This is a genomic window from Glycocaulis abyssi (assembly GCF_041429775.1).
GTDB lineage: Bacteria > Pseudomonadota > Alphaproteobacteria > Caulobacterales > Maricaulaceae > Glycocaulis > Glycocaulis abyssi.
Genome location: NZ_CP163421.1, coordinates 1625517 through 1647049 on the forward strand (window position 1 = coordinate 1625517; position 21533 = coordinate 1647049).

Consider the following 21533-nt stretch of genomic DNA (forward strand, 5'->3'; position numbering starts at 1 on the left):
ACGTAACAAAAAGGCCGGGCGTTGCCACCCGGCCTTTTCCGTCAGTCATGAGACCTGAAGATCAGGCCGCCTGCTTGGGCGCAAACCGGCCGTAGAAGGTCTCTTTCTTCGCCGCCATGTCGCGCAGAAGCTGCGGCACCTCGAACGGCTTGCCGTACTTTTTGGCCAGCTCGTCCGCACGCTTGACGAACTTTTCCGTACCGACGGTGTCGATGAAGGAGATCACGCCGCCGGTATAGGGCGCAAAGCCCCAGCCCAGGATGGAGCCGACATCGGCCTCGCGCGGGTCCTCGACGATGCCTTCAGCCATGGTGCGGGCCGCCTCGATGGCCTGCGCATAGAGGATACGGTCCTTGATCTCGGCGACGCTCGGCTGCTCGCCCGCAGGGAGGAGTTTGCCGCCAGGAGCGAACTGATCGAGTTCGTCCCACAGCCGCTTGCCGCCTTCCTCATAGACATAGAAGCCCTTGCCATTCTTGCGGCCATAGCGGCCGAGCTCGTACATCTTCTCGATGACCTGCGCGTTGGGCGTGTCCTCGAACTGGTCACCCAGATCCTTCTTGGTCTGCTGGAGCACCTTGTAGCCCAGATCGATGGCCACCTCGTCCTGCAGGGAGAGCGGGCCGACGGGCATGCCCGCCATTTTCGCCGCGTTCTCGATGAGGGCGGGTTTGACGCCTTCGGTCAGCAGGTACATGCCCTGCTCGATATAGCGCATCACGCAGCGATTGGCGTAGAAGCCGCGCGTATCGGCCACCACAATCGGCGTCTTCTTGATCTTGCCGACGAAATCGATGGCGCGGCTGACGGCGAGATCGCCCGTCTTCTCGCCAACAATCAGCTCGACCAGATTCATCTTTTCGACCGGCGAGAAGAAGTGAATGCCGATGAAATTGTCCGGACGCTCCGAAGCCTTCGCCAGCGAGCTGATCGGAATGGTGGAGGTGTTCGAACCAAAGATCGCGCCCTTGGGCATCACGGCTTCGGCTTTCTTGGTGATCTCGGCTTTCAGGTCGGAGTTTTCAAACACCGCCTCGACGACCAGATCAACGTCCTTCAGCGCGCCGTAATCGGTCGTGGCCGTGATGAGATCAGCCAGCTTTTTGGCCTTCTCCTCGCTGATCTTGCCGCGTTTGACGCCCTTGGCGAAGAAGTCGACCGCGTGCTGCTTGCCCTTGTCGGCGCCTTCCTGATTGACGTCGATCAGCACGACCTCGATCCCGGCCTGGGCCGACACGGTGGTGATGCCTGCACCCATGAAGCCTGCGCCGATGACGCCGATCTTCTTGATCTCGGATTTCTCCTGACCGGCGGGGCGGCGGCTGCCCTTGTCCAGCGATTGCTTGGACAGGAAGAGCGAGCGGATCATGTTGCGGCTTTCCGGGCGCATCAGCAGCTTGGTGAAGTAGCGGCTCTCAATACGCAGACCCGCATCGATCGGCACCTGCAGGCCCTCATAGACGCAGGACAGGATATAGCGCTGGGCCGGATAGTTCCCGTAGGTCTCTTTGAGCAGCATCGGGGATGCGCCCGCGAAAATCTGCATGCCCGCCGGGTGGAAAGGACCACCGCCGGGGATTTTGAACTTGTCCTGATCCCAGGGCTGTTTGGACCCCAGCGGATTGGCTTTGACCAGCTCCTTGGCCTTGGCAACGATTTCAGAGACCGGCGCCACTTCGTGCACCACGCCCTGCTGCTTGGCCGTATCGGCATCCAGCTGCTTGCCCTGGAGCATGACCGGGGCCGCATTCATCACGCCGACAAGGCGCGGCAGGCGCTGCGTGCCGCCACCGCCCGGCAGAACGCCGACAAGGCTTTCCGGCAGGCCGAGCTTGGCACCGGTATCGTTTGCCATCACGCGGTAATGGCAGGCCAGCGTCACCTCGAACCCGCCGCCAAGCGCCAGGCCATTAATGGCCGCCGCGACCGGCTTGCCGCAGGTTTCCAGCGCGCGGAGCTGGGAGTTCAGGCGGAAGGCGGTGTCAAACAGTTTCTGCTTGGCTTCCTCTTCGGAGAGGCCTTTCAGGTCCATCATGCCTGCACCCAGCTCGGAGAGGTCCGCGCCTGCGCAGAACGCCTTCTTGCCGGAGGTAATGACCGCGCCTTTGATGGAATCATCCGAGCCGATCTTGTCGACAATCTGGCCTAGCTCGGCCATGACCGCGGCCGAAAGCACGTTCATGGATACGTTCGGACTGTCGAACGTGATGAGGGCAATGCCGTCGCCATCCAGTTCGAATTTGAAATGTGTGTAGCTCATTTTGTTTCTCCTTCGACCTGTGACCTAGACCCGCTCGATGATGGTGGCTGTGCCCATGCCGCCGCCGACGCAGAGCGTGGCCAGCGCCGTACCCTTGCCGGTGCGCTCCAGCTCATCCAGCAGGGTGCCGAGGATCATCGCGCCGGTGGCGCCCAGCGGGTGGCCGAGCGCAATCGCGCCGCCATTGACGTTCACCTTGTCGTGCGGGACGCCCAGATCTTCCATGAAGCGCAGGACGACCGCGGCAAACGCCTCGTTCATCTCGTAAAGGTCGATGTCTTGGGGGGTCATGCCGGCTTTCTTCAGCGCCTTGCGCGCAGACGGCGCCGGGCCGGTCAGCATGATGGTCGGCTCAGAGCCGATGGAGGCCATTGAGCGGATACGCGCGCGGGGTTTGAGACCCAGCTTTTCGCCCATTTCCTTGTTGCCGATCAGCACGGTCGCTGCCCCATCCACGATGCCCGACGAGTTGCCCGCATGGTGGACGAAGTTGATCTTCTCCACGTCCGGGTAGCGCTGGATCGCCACGTTATCGAGGCCGACAAAGGCCGCGAGATCACGGAAGGCGGGTTTGAGGCTCGCGAGCGACTGCATGTCGGTTTCAGGGCGCATATACTCGTCATGGTCCAGCTGCGTCAGGCCGAGCTGGTTCTTCACCGGCACAACCGACTTCTTGAACCGGCCCTCATCCCACGCCTTCTTGGCGCGCTTCTGGCTCTCCACGGCGTACGCGTCAACGTCATCGCGCGAATAGCCGTATTTGGAGGCGATCAGGTCTGCCGAGATGCCTTGCGGCACGAAGTAATGGTCAAACGCCATTTCCGGATCGACAACCATCGCCCCGCCATCAGAGCCCATGGGCACGCGGCTCATGGCTTCCACGCCGCCGCCAATGGCCATGTCGGCCTCGCCGGACATGACTTTCGCCGCCGCGAGGTTCACCGCTTCAAGGCCAGAGGCGCAGAAGCGGTTCACTTGAGCGCCGGCCACGTTCTCGGCATAGCGCGCATTGAGCACGGCTGCGCGGGCGATATCCGCGCCCTGCTCTCCCACCGGCGACACGCAGCCCAGGATCACATCATCGATCACGCTGGTATCGAGATTATTGCGCTCGCGGATGGCTTCGAGCTGCTGGGTGGCCAGCTGCAGCGCGGTGATCTCGTGCAGCGTGCCATTCTTCTTGCCCTTGCCGCGCGGGGTGCGCGTAGCGTCGTAAATATATGCGTCGGTCATGGGGATATTCCTCCCGTCTGGGGTGTTCTTGTTCAGGTCTTAAAGCGTCCGTGAAATCAGAAGCTTCATGATCTCGTTGGTGCCGCCATAGATGCGTTGCACGCGCGCATCGCGCCACATGCGGGCAATCGGGTACTCGTTCATAAAGCCGTAGCCGCCATGTAGCTGCACGCATTCGTCGATCAGCTCGCACTGGATGTCGGTGACCCAGTATTTCGCCATCGAGGCGGTGGCGGCATCCAGCTTGCCCTGGATCAGAAGGTCCGAGCAATACTGGCAGAACACTTCGGCAATGGTTGCCTTGGTTTTCAGTTCTGCGAGCTTGAACTGGGTGTTCTGGAACTCGATGATCGACTTGCCGAACGCCTTGCGGTCCTTCACGTAGGCGATGGTTTCGGCGAGCGCGCGCTTCATCATGCCGACGCCCTGAACGGCGATCTGCAAGCGTTCCTGCGGCAATTGCTCCATCAGCTGGATGAAGCCGAGCCCCTCGCCTTCGCCCAGAAGCGCATCGGCCGGCACCCACATGTCCTCGAAGAACAGCTCGGCGGTGTCCTGTGCTTTCAGGCCCACCTTGTCGAGATTGCGTCCGCGCCGGAAGCCTTCCAGCCCGTCGGTCTCGACCATGAAGAGCGAGGTGCCCTTGGCGCCAGCTTTGGGATCGGTCTTGGCCACGACAATGATGAAATTGGCCGTGCCGCCATTGGTGATGAAGGTCTTCGCGCCATTGATGCGATAGCCATTGCCATCCTTCACCGCGGTCGTCTTCACGCCCTGAAGGTCAGAGCCCGCGCCCGGCTCGGTCATGGCGATAGCACCCACATACTCACCGGAAATGAGCTTGGGGATCAGCTTCTCTTTTTGCTCTTTCGTGCCGTAATGCCAGACATACGGGCCGACGATGGAGTTGTGGAGTGACGCACCCCAGCCATCTACGCCAAGCTCTGCAACGGCCATGTGGAACACATAGTCATGGCGCCAGTCACCGCCCGCGCCGCCAAACTCTTCCGGTGCTGCCGGGCAGAGCAGACCCGCCTCGCCCGCCTTGGTCCAGACATCGCGGTCAACCGCGCCTTCCTTCTCCCAGCGGTCACCGTGGGGCAGGCATTCCTTCTCCAGGAAACCGCGCACGGCGTGGTCGAACATGTTGACGTCTTCCTGGTCGAGCCAGGCGGGCTTGGGATTGGCCAGAATGGCGGCGGCATTGGCGGACATGGAAGCGTCTCCTGTAGGCGTTTGGATCAGAACTGTTCGGCGGTCAGGGCCATCATGGTCTCGGCCCCGGCCTCAACCTTGGCCAGATGCGCATCGGCGTCCGGCAGCCAGCGCTGCAGGAAGTAATGCCCGGTCGCCAGCTTGGAAGCGTAGATGGGATCGTCAGAACCTTCCGCGATCTTCTCCAGCGACACTTTCGCCATCCGGCCCCACATCCAGGCAAAGCAGGTCAGGCCGAACAGGTGGAGATAATCGGTCGATGCCGCGCCGGCATTGTCGAAATTCTCCAGCCCCTTCTCGACCAGCCAGTTGGTAGCTTTTTGCAGCTTGGCCTTGGTTGCGGCGAGGCCGTCCAGGAAGGGTTCGAGCTCCTTATTGCCTTTATTGTCGGCCACGAAGGCGTCCATCTCGGCAAAGAAGGTGTTGATCGGGCGCATGCCGTTCATGGCGAGCTTGCGGCCCACCAGATCGAGCGCCTGAACGCCGTTCGTGCCTTCATAGATGAGGGTGATGCGTGCATCGCGCAGAAGCTGTTCGATGCCCCATTCGCGGGTGAAGCCCGACCCGCCATGGATCTGCAGGCCCTTTGAGACGCTGTCATAGCCCTTGTCGGTCAGATACGCCTTCACGATAGGGGTCAGCAGCGCCATGTAGTCGCCAGATTTGGTGCGCGTTTCCTCATCCGCGCCCTTGTGTTCCAGATCGCCCTGCAGCGCGGTCCACAGCGTGAAGGCGCGGCCTGCCTCGACGAACACTTTCTGGTCCATCAGCATGCGGCGCACATCGGGGTGGACGATGATCGGATCAGCCGGGCCATCAGGGTTTTTCGGCCCTGTCAGCGAGCGGCCCTGAATGCGGTCTTTGGCGAAGGCCAGCGAGTACTGATAGGCGGTCTCGGCCAGCGCGAGGCCCTGCAGGCCAACGCCCAGGCGGGCTTCGTTCATCATCACGAACATGATGCGCAGGCCCTTATTCTCCTCGCCGACTAGCCAGCCTGTCGCGTCATCATAATTCATCACGCAGGTGGCATTGCCGTGAATGCCCATCTTCTCTTCCAGCCCGCCACACTTCACGCCATTGCGCTTGCCCGGATTGCCGTTCTCGTCGGGGATGAATTTCGGCACCACAAACAGCGATATACCCTTCACGCCCGCCGGTGCGCCTTCGACGCGCGCCAGAACCAGGTGGATGATATTCTTGCTCATCGGATGCTCACCGGCCGAGATCCAGATCTTCTGGCCCGTGATGCGATAACTGCCGTCGCCATTGGGCACAGCCTTGGTGCGCAGCATGCCAAGGTCAGTGCCGCAATGCGGCTCGGTCAGGTTCATCGTGCCTGACCACTCGCCGGAGATCATTTTCGGCAGGTAGAGCTGCTTCTGCTCGTCCGAGCCGCCCACATAGAGCGCCTGTGCAGCGCCGCCGGTGAGGCCCGGATACATGCCGAACGCCATGTTGGTGGCGGTCACCATCTCGTTGAAGGCCAGGTTCAGATAGTGCGGCAGGCCCTGCCCGCCATATTCGGGATCGGCTGACAGCGCCGTCCAGCCACCCTCGGTCAGCTGGTCATAGGCTTCCTTGAAGCCTTTGGGGACCACAACTTCGCCGTCGGGCTGAAGCTGGCAACCCTCATGGTCGCCCACCTTGTTGAGCGGGTAGAGCACGTTCTCGCAGAACTTGCCGCCCTCGTCGAGAATGGCATCGACAATGTCCGCGCTGGCGTCGGCAAAGCCCGGCAGGTTGCCGTATTGCTGGACGTTGAGCACATCGTTGAGGACAAAGCGCTGGTCACGGATCGGGGCGCGGTAGCTGGGCATGAGGGGTGTCTCCGGGTCGCAAATTGAAAATCATTCAGTCAGCATGGTGCAGGCGGGCTAGTCCGGCGGTCCGACCGACCATTGTACAAGGCGCGCAGCAGCAAGCGCCTCGAAGGCGCGCGCGCGGCGTTTGATGTCTTCGGGCGGCTCGCGGTCATTGAGCCGCTCTTCCATCCACACGACGCCTGCTTCCAGCTCGCCTATCGCGTCATCTATGTCGTCGCGCTGGCGTTTCAGGTCTTCGATACGCGCGCGGAAACGCTCAATGGAGTTTTCCAGATGACCGCGACTGGCGTGCTCTGTCGCCTCAAGATCAAGCATTTCCTTGATCTCGGCCAGCGAAAACCCGACGCGCTTGCCGCGCAGGATGAGGATGAGGCGCGCCCGGTCCGCCGCCGTGTAGAGCCGGGTTGCGCCCTTGCGCTGCGGCGTGATGAGCCCCTGCTGCTCGTAAAACCGCAAGGCACGCGGCGTCACGCCGAACGAGGCGGCGAGATCACGTATCGAATAGAGTGTCTCGGACGGGGGCGTGGCCTTCATGCGCGCACTTTCGATCAAGTTGACGTTCACGTCAACGTCAATTCGAGTTAACGCGCGGCATCCTGCATGCCGCCTTGACCGCGCCCCAATGGCGCGCTTGGCTCTGGCTCGAGACTGCACCGAGGGAATGATACGCCATGCCTGTCAGCACCATACTACTCGCCCTGTCACTGGCGGCAACGCCGCCTGCCGGGCCGTCGCGGCTTGATCCGACCGACATCGAGGCGCTGGAGGCCCTGCTGCGCGCGATGGATGCCGCCGAGGAGGAACAGGAGGCGGCCAGTGATCAGGACGCTGCCGATGAGGCTCTTCCTGTCAATGATGAGCTCGATGACAGCGCCGCGCCCGCAGACGATATCGGGCAGGAAGACGCAGCCGGAGACGACGGGGCCATTGACGAAGAAGCCCGCGACGAGGCCATCGTAGACGAGGAGGCCGTTGAAAGCCCGGCGCAGCCGGATGCTCCCGATGCCGATCTGGCTGACGAAACAGGTGATGAAACAGGCGAAAGCCCGGAGCCGTCAGAGGCTCCCGAGGCCAGCCCGGCTGACGAAATGGACGAAAGCCCGGCCAGTGACGCGCAAGCACCGGATGCCGAAATGGCGGCGGATGATGATGAGGCGGCGCAGCCCGCCTCCCCCGAAGCCAGCGCCATGCCTGCGCTGCGCCGGATGACGCCCCATGTCGGCATGGACCAGTATGAAGCGGTGCGCGGCACGGCTCTGGGCGATGGCGTCGCGCTAAGCTGGAATATCAAGGTCGGGCCGCTGGATAGCTCCGGCGCTCCAGATGCCGACACGCCGCTGGCCAATGGGGCAGGGCTGCGATCGCGCACTTTCATCGCCGGAAACAGCTGGGCGGCGGAGCGCTCCGACAGCGGGACATGGCTTTATGACTTCGAGGCCAACCGCATCCTGACGCTCAATAGCGCCAGCAGCAGCTATAGCAACACATCGATTTACGCCGCCGTCCGGCGCAATGTGGACATCTACGCAGCCCTGTCGCAGGGCGGACAGGCTGAAGAGATCGCGTTCGGGCCGCAGACAAGCTTTCACCGGTTCTGGCTGGAGGCTGCCATGAGCGTGGCCGCCGCACCGGCGGACCTGACGCAAACCACGCGGCCAGCCGAGGCGCATGATGGCGCAACCGGCGACGGCACCGTCACCAGCTGGTATCGCGAAGAAGGCGGTTCGCCCGTGGCCAGCGCGTGGACCGGGTGCGAGGGCGTGGAGCTGAGCCCTGCCCGGCACCGCAATCTCATCACGGCCTTCGCCCACCGGGTGGCTATTCATCCTGATATTGTGGCGGCCTTGCGCGATGGCGGTGAGCCATTGTGCGCGCTGTCATTTGCCGTCATCAGCCCTGAAAGCCCGCAAGGCCGGGTCGAGCACTGGCGGCTGGACAGCACAGAATCGATGGCGTTTGCCGCGCTCGGCTTTGAAGATGCCAGCCTTGGTTCCGGCAATCAGGACCTCATAGATGCAGAGTTGCGCGCTGCCATTGCCTCGGCGCTGAGCGGTGAGCTGGGCGACCCGCCCTCCCCGCCTGATTTCATGGTGGAAATACAGGGCCTGCAGCGCGAAGACGATTTTGCCGGTGCCTTGCTGACGCTCACGCAGGAAACCACCCATTTTGATCTGTGCCCGGCCGAGACGATCGGTTCTGAGCGTCTCGCATGTGCCGGTGCCGAGAGGCTGGCCGCGGCAGGCGTGGGCAATGCCGGGTTCGAGGCCATATCCGAAGCCACGCAGGCCGCCGGCGAAGGCGCGCACCGTCTCGCGGTGGAGCGCCTGCTGCCCTATCTGGACCGTGACGGTCACGCAGGCTCGGCCGCCCGCGCCATGGTGGCCCGCCAGCTGATCGAATGGGGCGAGGAAGGGCTGACCGAACACCCCGATCTCGATCCGGCCGGGCTGCTCACCGAGGCGCTGGCGATGGACCCGTTTGCCGCGAACCTCTACTGGCATCTCGCCACGCGCTATATGGCCGCCGGAGCGCCAGACGAGGCGTGGTTCTTCCTCGACACAGGGCGCGCCCTGCCCGGACGTGCGTCCACACCCACGCTCGACCAGGCAGACAGCCTGGAACGGCGGCTGCGATTGCTTGCTCCGGCTCTGTTCCCCGGCCATGCAGAACAGTGACCGCAATTTAAGGAAACTTTACGTGCCGTTAACCGCATCGCGGGCTCTTGTTAACTGTTAAGGACGGGGGTGGAACGCCCGTGTGCAACGGATAGCTGTGGAAACACCACATATTGCGGTCAGCGATCCGGTTTACACAATATTAACCGTTCCGCTACCTTCGCCCTATCGGGTCGGGAGCGCGTGAGTCGGATGACATCCGGGACACCTTGGAGCGTTAAAGGCATCGACCCGCGCGCGCGGGCGATGGCCAAGACAGCTGCGCGCCGCGAGGGCATGACACTCGGCGAGTGGCTGAACCGCGTCATCCTCGAAGACGGCCCTCTGTCCAGCGACTGGTCCGACCGGCTGAGCGCCTTTCCCGGCTTCACCGCGCCCGATGGTGATGGCGGCGGTGGCGGCGATGATCTCCATGAAATGATCGCGCGTCTGGGTGCCCGCATCGAGGCAGCAGAGTCGCGCGCGCAACTGGCTATCTCTGGCGTCGATCAGTCGGTAAACGGGCTGGCCCGGCGTCTGGAGCGTATCGAGGACGGGCTGGAGGACGAGGAAGAGTCCACCCAGGCGGCCCTCACCCGCATGCGCGCCAGCCAGGACGAGCTGATGGACCGGCTGCGCAAGCTGGAGCGTAATGGCGGCAGCGGTGACACCGCGCCGGTGCGCGCGGTCGAGACGGCGCTGGGCAAGGTGGCCGCGCGGCTTTACGAGACCGAGCGCGATTTCCGCGCCGAGATTGACGGGCTGCTGGACCGTGAGGACCGCCGCAAGGATGGCGCGGAAAAATCGATCCGCACGCTGGCCGAACGCATTGAGGAGGCCGAGCGGCGCACGCGCGCCGAAGAGCAGTCACTGCGCGATCTGGTGGAGCAGCGCCACCGCGACATGACCAGCGCGCTTGAAGGCATGCATGACAGCTCGCGGACCATGCAGCGCCGCCTTGTCGCCGCCGAAAGCGCTACCCATCAGGCCGCCGATGCGCTGGCCAAATCCCATGAGCGTCTGGAAGCGCGCCTTGCCCAGCTGGAGCAGGGCAACAGCTCTGCCATGACGCAGGAACAGTTCCAGCAGCGCTTTGACCGGCTGGCGACCGAGCTGGCCGAAGTGATCCGCGATACCCGCCGGGAGTTTGCCGGACAGCTTGATGCGCTGGCGCGCTCTGGCGGTCAGGGCGGCCGTTTCGAGCAGGCCCTGCAGGCGACCGAAGCGCGCCTGTCTGCCGCTGAAACGCGTCAGGCCGATACGCTGGCGCGCATCAGCCAGGAAGTCTCCCGCCTCGCCCGTGCTATCGACCGGCGCTTCACCGACAATGAAAGCCGGATGGAAGCGCGTCTGCGCGAGGATGAGCAGCGCCGCCACCAGCTGCGCAATCAGGCCGATATCGAAGCGCGCCTTGACGATGTGCGCCGGGAAAGCAGTCATGCTGTCCGGCAGATCGGCGAACAGGTGGCAAAGCTCGGCGAAACGCTGGCCGAGCGCGTCAACAATGCCGAGGAACGCTCTGCCAGGGCGCTGGAGGCCGCTGGCGAACGCATGGCCCGCGTGGTGGAAACACTCGATGCCAATGGGCGCGCACGTCCCGAGGACGATGTGCTTCAGGAGCGCATTGCCGCCTCGGAAGAACGCACCGCCCAGCGTATCGCCGAGGCGATGGAAGGCGTGCACGCCCGCCTCGACGCCGCGCGCAGCGAGACCGCCGACACGCTTTCGCCCGTCCAGCGCGCCATGACGGCGCTCGCCGAGCGGCTGGAAGCCATCGAGCAGAATGCGCTGCACGAACCGCCCCGGCGCAAGATGCCGCCAGCAGCGTTTGAAAAGCGCGCTGAAACAGCAAGCGAACCGGCGCCAGAGGCCGACAGCTTTGCCAGCCCGCTCCAGCCGCCGCCCGGCCAGCGGGACGCGGCCCTGCAGGGCGAGTTCGCCATTAGCGGCGCTGACAGCTTTGTCGTTGCGGTGGAAGACCCGCTCACCAGCACGCAGCGCCAGGATTTCGACGAGCCGGCAGACAGCCACGCAGATGACGATGTCTGGCAGGAAGCGCCGCAGCCCGCGCCGATGCCCGAACCCTCCCGGCGCACGCGCGCCTCGCAAGTGCTGGGCGCTACGGCGGACGCCGAGTTCCTCTCTGCGGCGCGGCGCAAGATCCGCATGGGCGGTTCTGACCCGGCACGCTTTGACTATGCTGCCGCGCAAACTCCCAAGGCTGAAGGGTCACGCAGCCGCTGGCTGCTGGCGGGGGTGAGCCTTCTGGGTTTCCTCGCGCTGGGCGCGGCGGCTGCCTTCGTGCTGACCGATGGCTTTAATCGCGGCACGCAGACGGCTCAGAGCGATATTTCTCCTGAAGCGCTGTCCAGCCTGTTTGCCGATGTGCGCACCGAACCGACCGCACAGGCAGAACCGGCTCCGGCTGAACCTGCCAGCGCGGACGAGAGCGCATCAGCCAGCGGCGATGAGGCAGCGGCGGCGGACGCGCTGGATACGCCGGTCGAGGTGAGCGCGGCTCCGGCACGGCCCGTTCAGACCCCCTCGCCTTCCACGCAGCAGGCAGAAACCCCTGCAACGGCCCAGCCTGCCGCCAATACGCTTCCCGACACCCCTATTACCCTGGAGGCCGCCGCGACCGCTGGCGATCCGGTGGCACGCTACCAGCTGGCTCTCCAGCGGTTTGAGGCGGGCGACACGCAAGGCGGCGTCACCCTGATACGCCGGGCCGCCGAACAAGGCGTACCCGACGCCCAGTTCCGCTATGGCCGCATGCTGGAGCGTGGCGAGGGCGTGACGGCTGATCCTGAATCTGCCCGCCAGTGGATCGTGCGCGCGGCGGAGAACGGCCATCTGCGCGCCATGTACGAGGCTGGCGTGGCGTATGTGAACCTGTCCCCCACACCGGCCAACCAGCAGGCTGCCGCGCGCTGGTTTGAGCAGGCCGCCCTGCACGGCATGGGCGACAGCCAGTTCAATCTGGGCCTCTTGTTTGAAGAGGGCTTTGGCGTGCCGCAAAGCGCGGCTGATGCCTATGCCTGGTTCCTGATTGCGGCAGCGGGCGGAGACAGCGCCGCCTCCGAGCGCGCCGCTGGCCTGCGCCGGGAGCTCTCTGCCGAGGAGCGCGCTGCCGCCGAGGATGCCGCCCGCAATTTCGCGCCGCGCACGCTGGACCCTCAGGCGCAGGGACGCTACCCCGCACAAGCTTGGGAACAGGGTACCAGCCCCCGGCTGATTGCACGGGCGCAGGAATTACTGCTTGCGATGGGTTATGATACCGGTCCGGCTGACGGGGCCTATGGCCCGCGAACCCGAGAGGCAGTGGTGGCATACCAGCGCGCACAAGGACTGGAAGCGAGCGGAGCGATCGACACCGCTCTGGTCTCCCGGCTCGAGCGCGGCCCGTCCCGGTAGGGCGGAGCGATGGACATCTACCTTCCCATCGCGGAAGTCTCGGTAAATATCTTTCTGATACTCGGCCTTGGCCTGGCGGTCGGCTTCCTGTCGGGCATGTTCGGGGTTGGCGGCGGCTTCCTGATGACGCCGATCCTCATCTTCATCGGCATTCCGCCTCCGGTGGCGGTGGCGACCCAGACCAACCAGATCGTCGCCTCGTCCGCATCGGGCGCCCTTGCCCATTTCCGGCGCAAGAGCCTCGATCTGAAGATGGGGCTCTACCTGCTTGCAGGTGGCATTGCGGGGTCGATCGGCGGGGTGCAGCTATTCTCCTTCCTGCAGGCTACCGGCCAGATCAATCTGGTGATCTCGCTGTGTTACGTGGGCTTTCTGGGCATTATCGGCGCGCTGATGCTGGTGGAGAGCGCGGGCGCGCTCTGGCGGCGCTACCGGCAGGGCAAGGCGGGCATCACGCCGCGGCCCAGGCGGCGCAGGCGCGGCCTGATCGATGCCCTGCCCTTCAAGGTGCGCTTTCCCGTCTCCGGCCTTTATATCAGCCTGATCCCGGTTATCGGCATTGGCGCGCTGGTGGGCCTGCTGGCGGCCCTGATGGGGGTGGGCGGCGGCTTCGTCATGGTCCCGGCGATGATCTACATCCTTCGCATGCCGACCTCGGTCGTGATCGGCACCTCCCTGTTCCAGATCCTGTTCGTCACCGCGCTGACCACCTTCCTGCAGGCGGCGCAGAACCAGACGGTCGATCTGGTACTGGCGGCCCTGCTCATCATTGGCGGGGTTATCGGCGCGCAGTTCGGCGCGCGCGCCGGCCAGCGCATCCGGGCCGAGGAATTGCGCGCGGCGCTTGCCCTGATGGTGCTGGCGGTCTGCCTCAAACTCGCCTTCGATCTGGTCTCTGATCCCGCTGACATGTTCGAGCTTATGGAGACCGCCGGAAGGAGCGCGCCATGATCCGCGCCCTGCTGGCCCTGCTGGTGTTTTCCGGAGCGGCGCACGCCGCGCCCGAAGACGAGATCCAGCCTGTCGGCATTGTCGCCGCCCTGACGCAGGAAGTGGTGGAGATACGCTCCAACTTCACCGGCGCGGATTTTCTGGTCTATGGCGCTGTGACGGGTCTGGCCGAGGGCGACGATATCGTCGTCGTCGTGCGCGGGCCGCAGGAGGATTTGCGCGTGATGCGCAAGATCCGCACGCTGGGCATCTGGATCAACCGCGCGCCGATCGCGTTTGAAGACATTTATGGCTATTACGCGGTCGCCTCCACACGGTCTTTAAGCCAGTTTGCCACCTTCTCCTCGCTGCGCCGCGAAGGCATCGGCATGGAGCATCTGCGCCTGTCGGCGCCTGCCCATGTGCGCGAAGAGACCCGCTTTGGCGTAGGCGGCGTGGTCGTTACCGAGCTGGGCGCGGAGATCGTTGATTACCGCCGGGCCATCGTGCGCAACCGCGCGCGCGAGGGCCTGTATGTGGAATCGCCCGGCGGGGTGGAGATACTCGATGGCGGGCTGTTTCGCGCAGGCGTACGCCTGCCGCCCGTCACGCCGGTGGGCGAGTACGCGCTCGACATCTATCTGTTCCGCGACGGCGTACCCATCGCCAGCCGCCGCACCAGCCTGCAGGTGCGCAAGGCGGGGTTTGAGCAGGCCATCTATGATTTTGCGCATGAGCGCGCGCCGCTCTATGGCATGATTGCCGTCATCATCGCGCTCATCGCAGGATGGAGCGCGGCTGAAGTTTTCCGCCGCAGATAGGAATACCGACCATGCTCAGACAACTCAGCGAAGCGCCCGGCACACCGCTCCTTCTGGGCTTTGCCGGCCTTGTCCCCTTCTTTGCCGGTGCGTTCGGCATTGCGCTGGGCGGGCAGGCAGGGCTGCAGGCCGCGAACTTCCTGCCGATCTATGCCGCTGTCGTGCTGTCCTTCCTGGCGGGCGGGCGCTGGACCGCCGAGATCGTGCTGCGCGCCGATGCGCCGCGCACAGGTGTGTTGCTGCTGGCCGTGCTGCTCTCGCTGTCGGGCTGGTTTGCGGTGCTGCTGCAGGTCTGGAACCGGCCCGACCTGCCCTTTGATACCGAGCTGGCCGGATGGGGCATTCTGATCGCCGTTTTCGTCATCCAGTATCTCTGGGACCGGGGCGCGGTGCGCGGCGGCACGCTGCCACGCTGGTATCTGCCCTTGCGGCTGGTGCTGACGCTGGGCGCGGTGATCGGCCTTGGCGCAGCGCTGGCGATACGGGCGATGTGATGAAGACTCTGCGAATTGTAGCCAATATCGCCACGCCGGACGTAGCCGCCGCCAAACGCTTTTATGAAACGGTGCTGGGGCTGGACACGCTGATGGACCATGGCTGGCTGGTCACCTATGGCACCGACGCGGCGGCACGGGTGCAGATCAGTGTGGCGTCGGAGGGGGGATCTGGCACGCCGGTTCCTGATCTGTCAGTCGAGGTGGACGATCTGGACGAAGCCTTGCGGCGTGTCCGGGCGGGCGGATTTGCGATTGAGTACGGGCCGGTGACAGAGCCCTGGCAGGTTCGTCGCTTCTTCACCCGCGACCCTTTCGGGCGGCTGGTGAATATTCTCACCCACCTCTAATCCCCCAGCACGCTTTTACCCGGCACGCGGTAGACCCGCTCCCGGCCCAGCATCCAGACATCGGGCGTGCGTTCAAAGCAGGCGGCAAAGGCATCGTCACGTACATTCAGCCCGCCCGTATAGGCGCCAAAAGCGGGCAGGATGAGGCGGCTGCCATCACTGGCAAAGGCGCGCCGGCGCACCGAGCGGCCATTGCGGCGCACCTTGGCGCACGGGTGGAGGTGGCCCGCCAATTCGCCCGGTGACGCGCCCTCACGCGGCTCATGGCGCAGGGTGAGGCCGTCCAGCTCGATCTCCCCCGCCAGCTGCCCGCCATAGCGCGGCGAAGGCGCGGGATCGTGATTGCCGGCAATCCAGACCCAGCGCTCCACGCAAGCCACCAGATCCTTGAGGAAGGCTTCGTCCTCACCATGCATGCGCGCTTCGGCTGTCTGATCGTGGAAGCTGTCGCCCAGCGCGATGACGGTGCGCGGCTGCAGGCGCACCATCGCATCGGCGAGGCGCGCCAGCGTCGCGCGTGTGTCGTAGGGCGGCAGCATCACGCCCTTGGCGGCGAAGGATGAGCCCTTCTCAAAGTGCAGATCGGCGACGATCAATGCCGCCGCACTTTCCACGAAGGCCACGCCCGAGACATCGGCGAGCACCGGCACGCCGTTGACGTTTATGTGCTGAACGATGGGAGCGGCGGCCTGTAGCATCTGCCCAGACAAGCGCGTTCCCCATCCGTTCGTCAATCACCGTCTTGCAGGGCACGCACATCGCCCGCCCTTAGCGCATTGATATGGCGTGATATTTTCTCCACCGGCCAGTCCCACCACGCAATACGCGAGAGCGCCGCTATAGTGGCGCCGTCAAAGCGCTTCTTCTTCAGCTCCGCCGGATTGCCCGCCACGACGGCGTAGTCCGGCACATCACGGGCCACCACGCTGTGCGCGGCGATGATGGCGCCATTGCCGATTCGCACGCCGGGCATGATGACGGCCCCGCGTCCGATCCAGACATCGTGGCCGACAATCGTGTCGCCCTTATAGCCGCTGTCGAGAGAGCTTTCCTCAAAGCTCTTTTCCCAGCCGCCGCCGAAAATCTGGAACGGATAGGTGGAGAGGCCGTCCAGCGCATGGTTCGCGCCGTTCATTATGAAGGTCACGCCGGTGGCAATCGCGCAGAACCGGCCGATGACCAGCCGGTCGCCGGTGAAATCGTAATGGTAGAGGACGTTGCGGTTTTCGAACTCTTCGGGCGCGTCCGGGTCGTCATAATAGGTGTATTCGCCGACCTCGATATTGGGCCGGGTGATGACGGGTTTGAGAAAGCAGACGCGGTCAAATCCCGCCATCGGGTGCGGGTTCATGGGGGCAGGACCATGCATGGGGTAGTCACCTTTCACGCCCGCACGCCAGATGGCGGGGCGTCTCTGTTGCCAATGAGGGCGGAGAGGGCGCGGGGCGCGCCTTGAAAGGTGCTAGTTCATAATGGCCATGCTTATGCGCTTGGCCGGCATGGCTAGTCAAGCCGGACCGCCTCCTCGATCAGGTCTTCGGAGGCCGCTTCCAGAATAGCCTCATGGGCCTCGCCATAGACCGGCTCGCGCCCGATCTCCAGCATGACCGGAACGGCCAGCGGCGAGATGCGCTCCAGCGCTACCGCATCAATCCGGCCCTCAATGGCGGCGAGACGATCCGACAGGCGGCGAATGTCGAGCAGGCCCGTCGCCGCATCGGCCCAGGCCGCCTGCAACAGGATATGATCCGGCTCATGCTCGCGCAGCACGTTGTAGATGAGGTCGGAGGAGAAGCTGACCTGCCTGCCGGTCTTCTCCAGCCCCGGATGGCGGCGCTCGATCAGGCCGGAGATGAGCGCGCAATGGCGGAAGGTGCGCTGCATCAGCACGCTTTCATTCAGCCACGCATCAAGATCATCACCCATCAGGTCAGCTGAGAAGAGCGCGGCGAAATCGACGCCTGCCATGTCCTCCAGCGCCCAGACCGAGAGCGCATATTCATTGGCGACATAGCCGAGCGGCTTCAGCCCCAGCCGCTCCAGCCGCCGGGTCAGCAAGACGCCTAGCGTCGCATGCGCCAGCCGCCCCTCGAACGGGTAGCAGACCAGATAATGCTTGCCCGCACGCGGGAAGGTTTCCACCAGCAGCCGGTCAGCCTGCGGCAGGCGCGAGCGAAGCTGCTGCATCTCCAGCCATTCGCGCACCTGGTCTGGCAGTTTCGGCCATTGCTCCGGTTCGCTGACCAGCTTGCGCACCCGCGCGGCGAGATAAGTGGAAAGCGGGAACTTCCCGCCCTGCCATGAGGGGACTTTGGGGTCTTCACCGCTCGCCCGGCTGACGAAGAGGTCGGTCTGGCTGGTGCCTTCAAAGCGCAGCACCTGCCCGGCAAAGAGGAAGGTGTCGCCGGGGCTGAGCTGGTCTGCGAACCACTCCTCCAGCTGGCCCAAACGAGGGCCTGCGGCGCGCAGGCTTTTTGCACCGCTGCGCGCGCTGACCACGCGCACATCCAGCATCGGGCTCTCCACGATAGTGCCGATATTGAGCCGGTGACGCTGCGCCACATTGCGGTTGCGCGCCCGCCACAGGCCATCGCGCCCCTTCACGATACGGCAGAAGCGGTCATAGCTGCCTAGCGCGTAGCCGCCGGTCGCGACGAAGGCCAGTACCCGGTCGAATGTCTCTCGCGGCAGGTCTGCAAAGGGCGCAGCGCGGCAGACTTCCGCATAGAGCGTGTCCGCCTCGAACGGATCACCGCAGGCCCGGCCCATCACGTGCTGGGCCAGCACATCGAGCGCGCCGCTTTTCAGCGGTTCACCGTCCAGCGCATGTTCGGCCACGGCATCGCGCGCCGAGAGGCATTCAAGATGCTCAAACCTGTTGGTGGGCACCAGCACGGCGCGTGACACCTCATCGAGCCGGTGATTGGCCCGGCCGAGACGCTGGATCAGGCGCGAGGTGCCCTTGGGTGCACCCAGCTGGACCACTAAATCCACATCGCCCCAGTCGATCCCCAGATCGAGCGTGGAGGTACACACCACCGCGTGCAGTTTCCCCGCCGCCATCGCCCCTTCCACCTTGCGCCGTTGCTCGACGCTGAGCGAGCCGTGGTGAAGCGCGATGGCGAGATTGTCCTCATTGATGCGCCAGAGCTGCTGGAAGGCGAACTCGGCCTGCGAGCGCGTGTTCACAAAGACCAGCGCGGTACGAGCGGTCTTGAGCAGGGCGTACACCCCTTCCATGGCGTGATGGCCCATATGGCCGGCCCAGGGGATGCGCGCATCGGGGGTGAGGATGGAGACCTCGGCTTCAGCCCCCGCAGCGCCGCGCACGATGCGGGTGGTCAGCACGGGACTTTGCGGGTCACGCGACAGCCAGCGTGCATGGCCCTCCACATCCTTCACGGTGGCAGAGAGGCCGACACGGCGCGCAGCGGGCGCATAATGGCTGATCGCCGCCAGCCCCAGCGCCAGCAGATCGCCGCGTTTTTGCGGGGCCAGCGCATGCACCTCATCCACGATCACGGCTTTCAGGTCGGCAAAGAAAGCCGCGCCGTTTTCCTGTGCCACAAAAAGGGCGAGCTGTTCGGGCGTGGTCAGCAATATGTCCGGCGGGGCGGCACGCTGGCGCGCGCGTTTCGATTGCGGCGTATCGCCGGTACGCGTCTCGATGCGCAGCTTCAGGCCCATCTCCTCCACCGGCACCATCAGATTGCGCGCGACGTCTTGCGAGAGCGCCTTGAGCGGCGAGATGTAGAGCGTGTGCAGGGCGTGGGGCCGGTCCTTGCCTGCGCCCTCCACGATATCCGCCAGCTCGATCAGCGAAGGCAGGAAGCCGCCAAGCGTCTTGCCGCCGCCTGTCGGCGCGGTCAGCAGCACGTCCTCGCCCGCCTTTGCCGCCTCCAGCATGGCCAGCTGGTGCGCGCGCGGCTGCCAGCCCCGGCTGGCAAACCAGCGGGCAAAAAGCGGCGGCAGAGTGGGCGTGGGAGACGCGCTATCCATGACGCCAACAGATAGAGCCAATGCCTGTTGCGGTCGACAATTTCGCCCTGCCCGCCTAGGTTTCGGCCCAAACATTCATCATGCAGGAGCGCATCACATGAAGCGTGCAACTCTTCTTTCGCTGGCCAGCATTCTGGTTCTGGCCGCGTGCGGCGATCAGGTTGCCACAGGAGACGGTGACGCCCGCGAGGTGGTCGCTGGCGCGGCGCATACGCAGGATCGCCTTAATTATCCGACCACCCGCGCGGTGGAGCAGACCGATATCTACCAGTCGGCGGCCCATGGCGAGGTGGAAGTGGCCGACCCCTATCGCTGGCTGGAAGAAGATGTGCGGGTAAGCCCGGAGGTCGCTGCCTGGGTCACGGCGCAGAACGCCGTGACCAACCGCTATCTGGAAAACCTGCCCGGACGCCCGGCGATTGCCGCGCGCCTGCGCGAGCTGTGGAATTATGAGCGCATCTCGGTCCCGGCGGCACGCGAAGGGCGCTATTTCTATGCCTATAATGACGGGCTGCAGGATCAGTCTGTCTACATGGTGCGTGAGGGGCTGGACGGCGAGGCGCGTGTCCTCATCAACCCGAACGAGCTTTCAGATGACGGCACGGTGGCGCTGGCCGGCACCTGGCCAAGCCCGGATGGCCGCTACGCCGCCTACATGCTGCAGGATGGCGGGTCGGACTGGCGCATCGCGCAGGTGATCGATGTGGAAACCGGCGAGGCACTCGAAGACCGGATTGAATGGATCAAGTTTTCAAATCTGTCCTGGGCCAAGGACGGGTCTGGCTTCTTCTACTCGCGCTATCCCCAGCCTGAAGCCGGTGAGGAATTCACCTCGCTGAACATGGATCAGGCGATCTATTTCCACGCGCTGGGCACAGACCAGAGCGAAGACCGCCAGATCATGGCCGATCCGGAAAACCCGGAAGTGAGCTGGCGCGCCGGGGTCAGCGATGATGGCGACTATCTCTTCATCTATTCGTCCGCCGGCACTGACGGCAACGCCATCCACATCCTCGACCTGACGCGTGATGACGCCGAGCCGGTCGCGATCTTTGAAGGGTTTGACAACAACCACTCGCCAGTCGGCAATGATGGCGAGACCTTCTTCTTCATGACCGATCTTGATGCGCCCAACCAGCGCATCGTGGCGGTTGATCTCTCCGATCCCTCCACCCTCACCGACATCATCCCGGCAGGCGATTTCCCGATCTCTGCGGCCAGCCATGTCGGCGGGCATCTGATCGTGCGCACGTTTGAGGATGTGCGCTCTGTCGTGCGCGTCCACACGCTGGAAGGCGAGGAAGTGCGCGAGGTGGAGCTTCCCGGTCTTGGTGTTGCCAGCGGCTTTGATGGCCGCCCGGACAGCCCGGAAACCTTCTACAGCTTCACCAGCTTCAACCGGCCTGGCACGGTCTACCGCTATGATGTGGAGACGGGCGAGAGCACGCTCTTCCATGAAGCGCCGCTTACCTTTGATCCCGATGACTATGAAGTCAGCCAGGTATTCTATGAGAGCACGGGCGGGGTGCAGGTGCCGATGTATATCGTCCACCACCGCGACGTGACGCCCAATGGCCAGCAGCCCACGCTTCTGTTCGGCTATGGCGGCTTCAACATCCCGATGACGCCCGCCTTTGATGTGCGCCGTCTGCAATGGATGGAGATGGGCGGCGTGTTTGCGCTGGCCAATATCCGGGGCGGTTCGGAATATGGCCGCGACTGGCATGATGGCGGCCGCCTCGCCAACAAGCAGAACGTCTATGACGACTTCATCAATGCCGCCGAGCACCTGATCGAGCTGGACTGGACCAGCCCGGCCAATATCGCCATCGAGGGCCGGTCCAATGGCGGGCTGCTGGTCGGCGCGGTTGCCAATCAGCGCCCGGACCTGTTTGCCGCCGCCCTGCCGGGCGTGGGCGTGATGGACATGCTGCGCTTCAACCAGTTCACCGCAGGCCGCTTCTGGGTGTCTGACTATGGCAGCCCGCAGGACCCGGACATGTTTGACGTGCTCTACGCCTACTCGCCGCTGCACAACATTCCCGAAGGCGAGGGCTATCCGGCAACGCTGGTGACGACGGCCGATACCGATGACCGCGTGGTGCCCAGCCACTCGTTCAAATATATCGCCGCGCTGCAGGCGGCTGATACCGGCACTGCGCCCACCCTTATCCGCATCGAGACGCGGGCCGGCCATGGCGCAGGCACACCTGTCTCCATGCTGATCGAGGAGACGGCGGACAAGTGGGCCTTCATCGCCTTCCACACCGGGCTGGAGGTCCCCCAGGCGCAATAGAGCGTCTTTGCACGCCTGACTAAAAGAACCGGCAGGGCATCGCG

The 21533-nt window shown here is 64.4% G+C and carries 15 protein-coding genes; 7 read left to right on the forward strand and 8 right to left on the reverse strand.

The features are described 5' to 3' along the window. Positions 1–61: 61 nt before the first annotated feature. Genes AB6B38_RS07905 through AB6B38_RS07925 form a run of 5 tightly spaced genes read right to left on the reverse strand, consistent with a single transcriptional unit; the run spans position 62 to position 7065 of the window. A complete protein-coding gene (locus tag AB6B38_RS07905; RefSeq protein ID WP_371392303.1) occupies positions 62–2260 on the reverse strand; it encodes a 3-hydroxyacyl-CoA dehydrogenase NAD-binding domain-containing protein in 2199 nt (732 codons plus the stop codon). A gap of 24 nt (positions 2261–2284) precedes the next feature. Then, positions 2285–3493, reverse strand: coding sequence for an acetyl-CoA C-acetyltransferase (locus tag AB6B38_RS07910; RefSeq protein ID WP_371392304.1), 1209 nt, complete (start codon positions 3491–3493; stop codon positions 2285–2287). 39 nt (positions 3494–3532) lie between these two features. After that, entirely contained in the window at positions 3533–4708 is a 1176-nt protein-coding gene (locus AB6B38_RS07915; RefSeq protein ID WP_371392305.1) for an acyl-CoA dehydrogenase family protein, read from the reverse strand. Between the two features lie 26 nt (positions 4709–4734). Beyond that, complete coding sequence (locus AB6B38_RS07920; RefSeq protein WP_371392306.1) at positions 4735–6525, reverse strand: acyl-CoA dehydrogenase C-terminal domain-containing protein; 1791 nt, start codon at positions 6523–6525, stop codon at positions 4735–4737. A gap of 57 nt (positions 6526–6582) precedes the next feature. After that, positions 6583–7065 (reverse strand): MerR family DNA-binding transcriptional regulator, encoded by a 483-nt coding sequence (locus tag AB6B38_RS07925; RefSeq protein ID WP_371392307.1) that lies wholly within the window; start codon positions 7063–7065, stop codon positions 6583–6585. Positions 7066–7202: 137 nt separating this feature from the next. Between AB6B38_RS07925 and AB6B38_RS07930 the strand changes: the two genes are divergently transcribed. From AB6B38_RS07930 to AB6B38_RS07955, 6 genes are all read left to right on the forward strand, one after another. After that, positions 7203–9206, forward strand: a complete 2004-nt coding sequence (locus AB6B38_RS07930; protein WP_371392308.1) for a hypothetical protein — start codon at positions 7203–7205, stop codon at positions 9204–9206. A 192-nt stretch (positions 9207–9398) separates the two neighbouring features. After that, a complete protein-coding gene (locus AB6B38_RS07935) occupies positions 9399–12599 on the forward strand; it encodes a peptidoglycan-binding protein (protein WP_371392309.1) in 3201 nt (1066 codons plus the stop codon). Positions 12600–12608: 9 nt separating this feature from the next. Continuing rightward, on the forward strand, positions 12609–13550 hold the full coding sequence (locus tag AB6B38_RS07940) for a sulfite exporter TauE/SafE family protein (RefSeq protein WP_371392310.1): 942 nt from the start codon (positions 12609–12611) through the stop codon (positions 13548–13550). Then, positions 13547–14350 (forward strand): TIGR02186 family protein, encoded by an 804-nt coding sequence (locus AB6B38_RS07945; protein WP_371392311.1) that lies wholly within the window; start codon positions 13547–13549, stop codon positions 14348–14350. Before AB6B38_RS07940 ends, AB6B38_RS07945 begins: the two co-directional genes overlap by 4 nt. 11 nt (positions 14351–14361) lie before the next feature. Further along, entirely contained in the window at positions 14362–14844 is a 483-nt protein-coding gene (locus tag AB6B38_RS07950; protein WP_371392313.1) for a DUF3429 domain-containing protein, read from the forward strand. Continuing rightward, entirely contained in the window at positions 14844–15194 is a 351-nt protein-coding gene (locus tag AB6B38_RS07955; protein ID WP_371392314.1) for a VOC family protein, read from the forward strand. The genes AB6B38_RS07950 and AB6B38_RS07955 overlap by 1 nt, the downstream gene beginning before the upstream one ends. On the opposite strand, the gene pdeM is transcribed toward AB6B38_RS07955, so the two are convergent. The 3 genes from pdeM to AB6B38_RS07970 all read right to left on the reverse strand — a co-directional run bounded on the left by pdeM (position 15191) and on the right by AB6B38_RS07970 (position 19193). Continuing rightward, entirely contained in the window at positions 15191–15904 is a 714-nt protein-coding gene (pdeM, locus tag AB6B38_RS07960; RefSeq protein ID WP_371392315.1) for a ligase-associated DNA damage response endonuclease PdeM, read from the reverse strand. The genes AB6B38_RS07955 and pdeM overlap by 4 nt on opposite strands. A 20-nt stretch (positions 15905–15924) precedes the next feature. Continuing rightward, positions 15925–16563 carry a CatB-related O-acetyltransferase gene (locus AB6B38_RS07965; protein ID WP_371392316.1) on the reverse strand — a complete coding sequence of 213 codons (639 nt, stop codon included), beginning with the start codon at positions 16561–16563 and terminating at the stop codon, positions 15925–15927. 134 nt (positions 16564–16697) lie between these two features. Continuing rightward, entirely contained in the window at positions 16698–19193 is a 2496-nt protein-coding gene (locus tag AB6B38_RS07970; RefSeq protein ID WP_371392317.1) for a ligase-associated DNA damage response DEXH box helicase, read from the reverse strand. Between the two features lie 97 nt (positions 19194–19290). On the opposite strand from AB6B38_RS07970, the gene AB6B38_RS07975 reads away from it, so the two are divergent. Further along, a complete protein-coding gene (locus tag AB6B38_RS07975; protein WP_371392318.1) occupies positions 19291–21489 on the forward strand; it encodes a prolyl oligopeptidase family protein in 2199 nt (732 codons plus the stop codon). Positions 21490–21533: the final 44 nt, after the last annotated feature.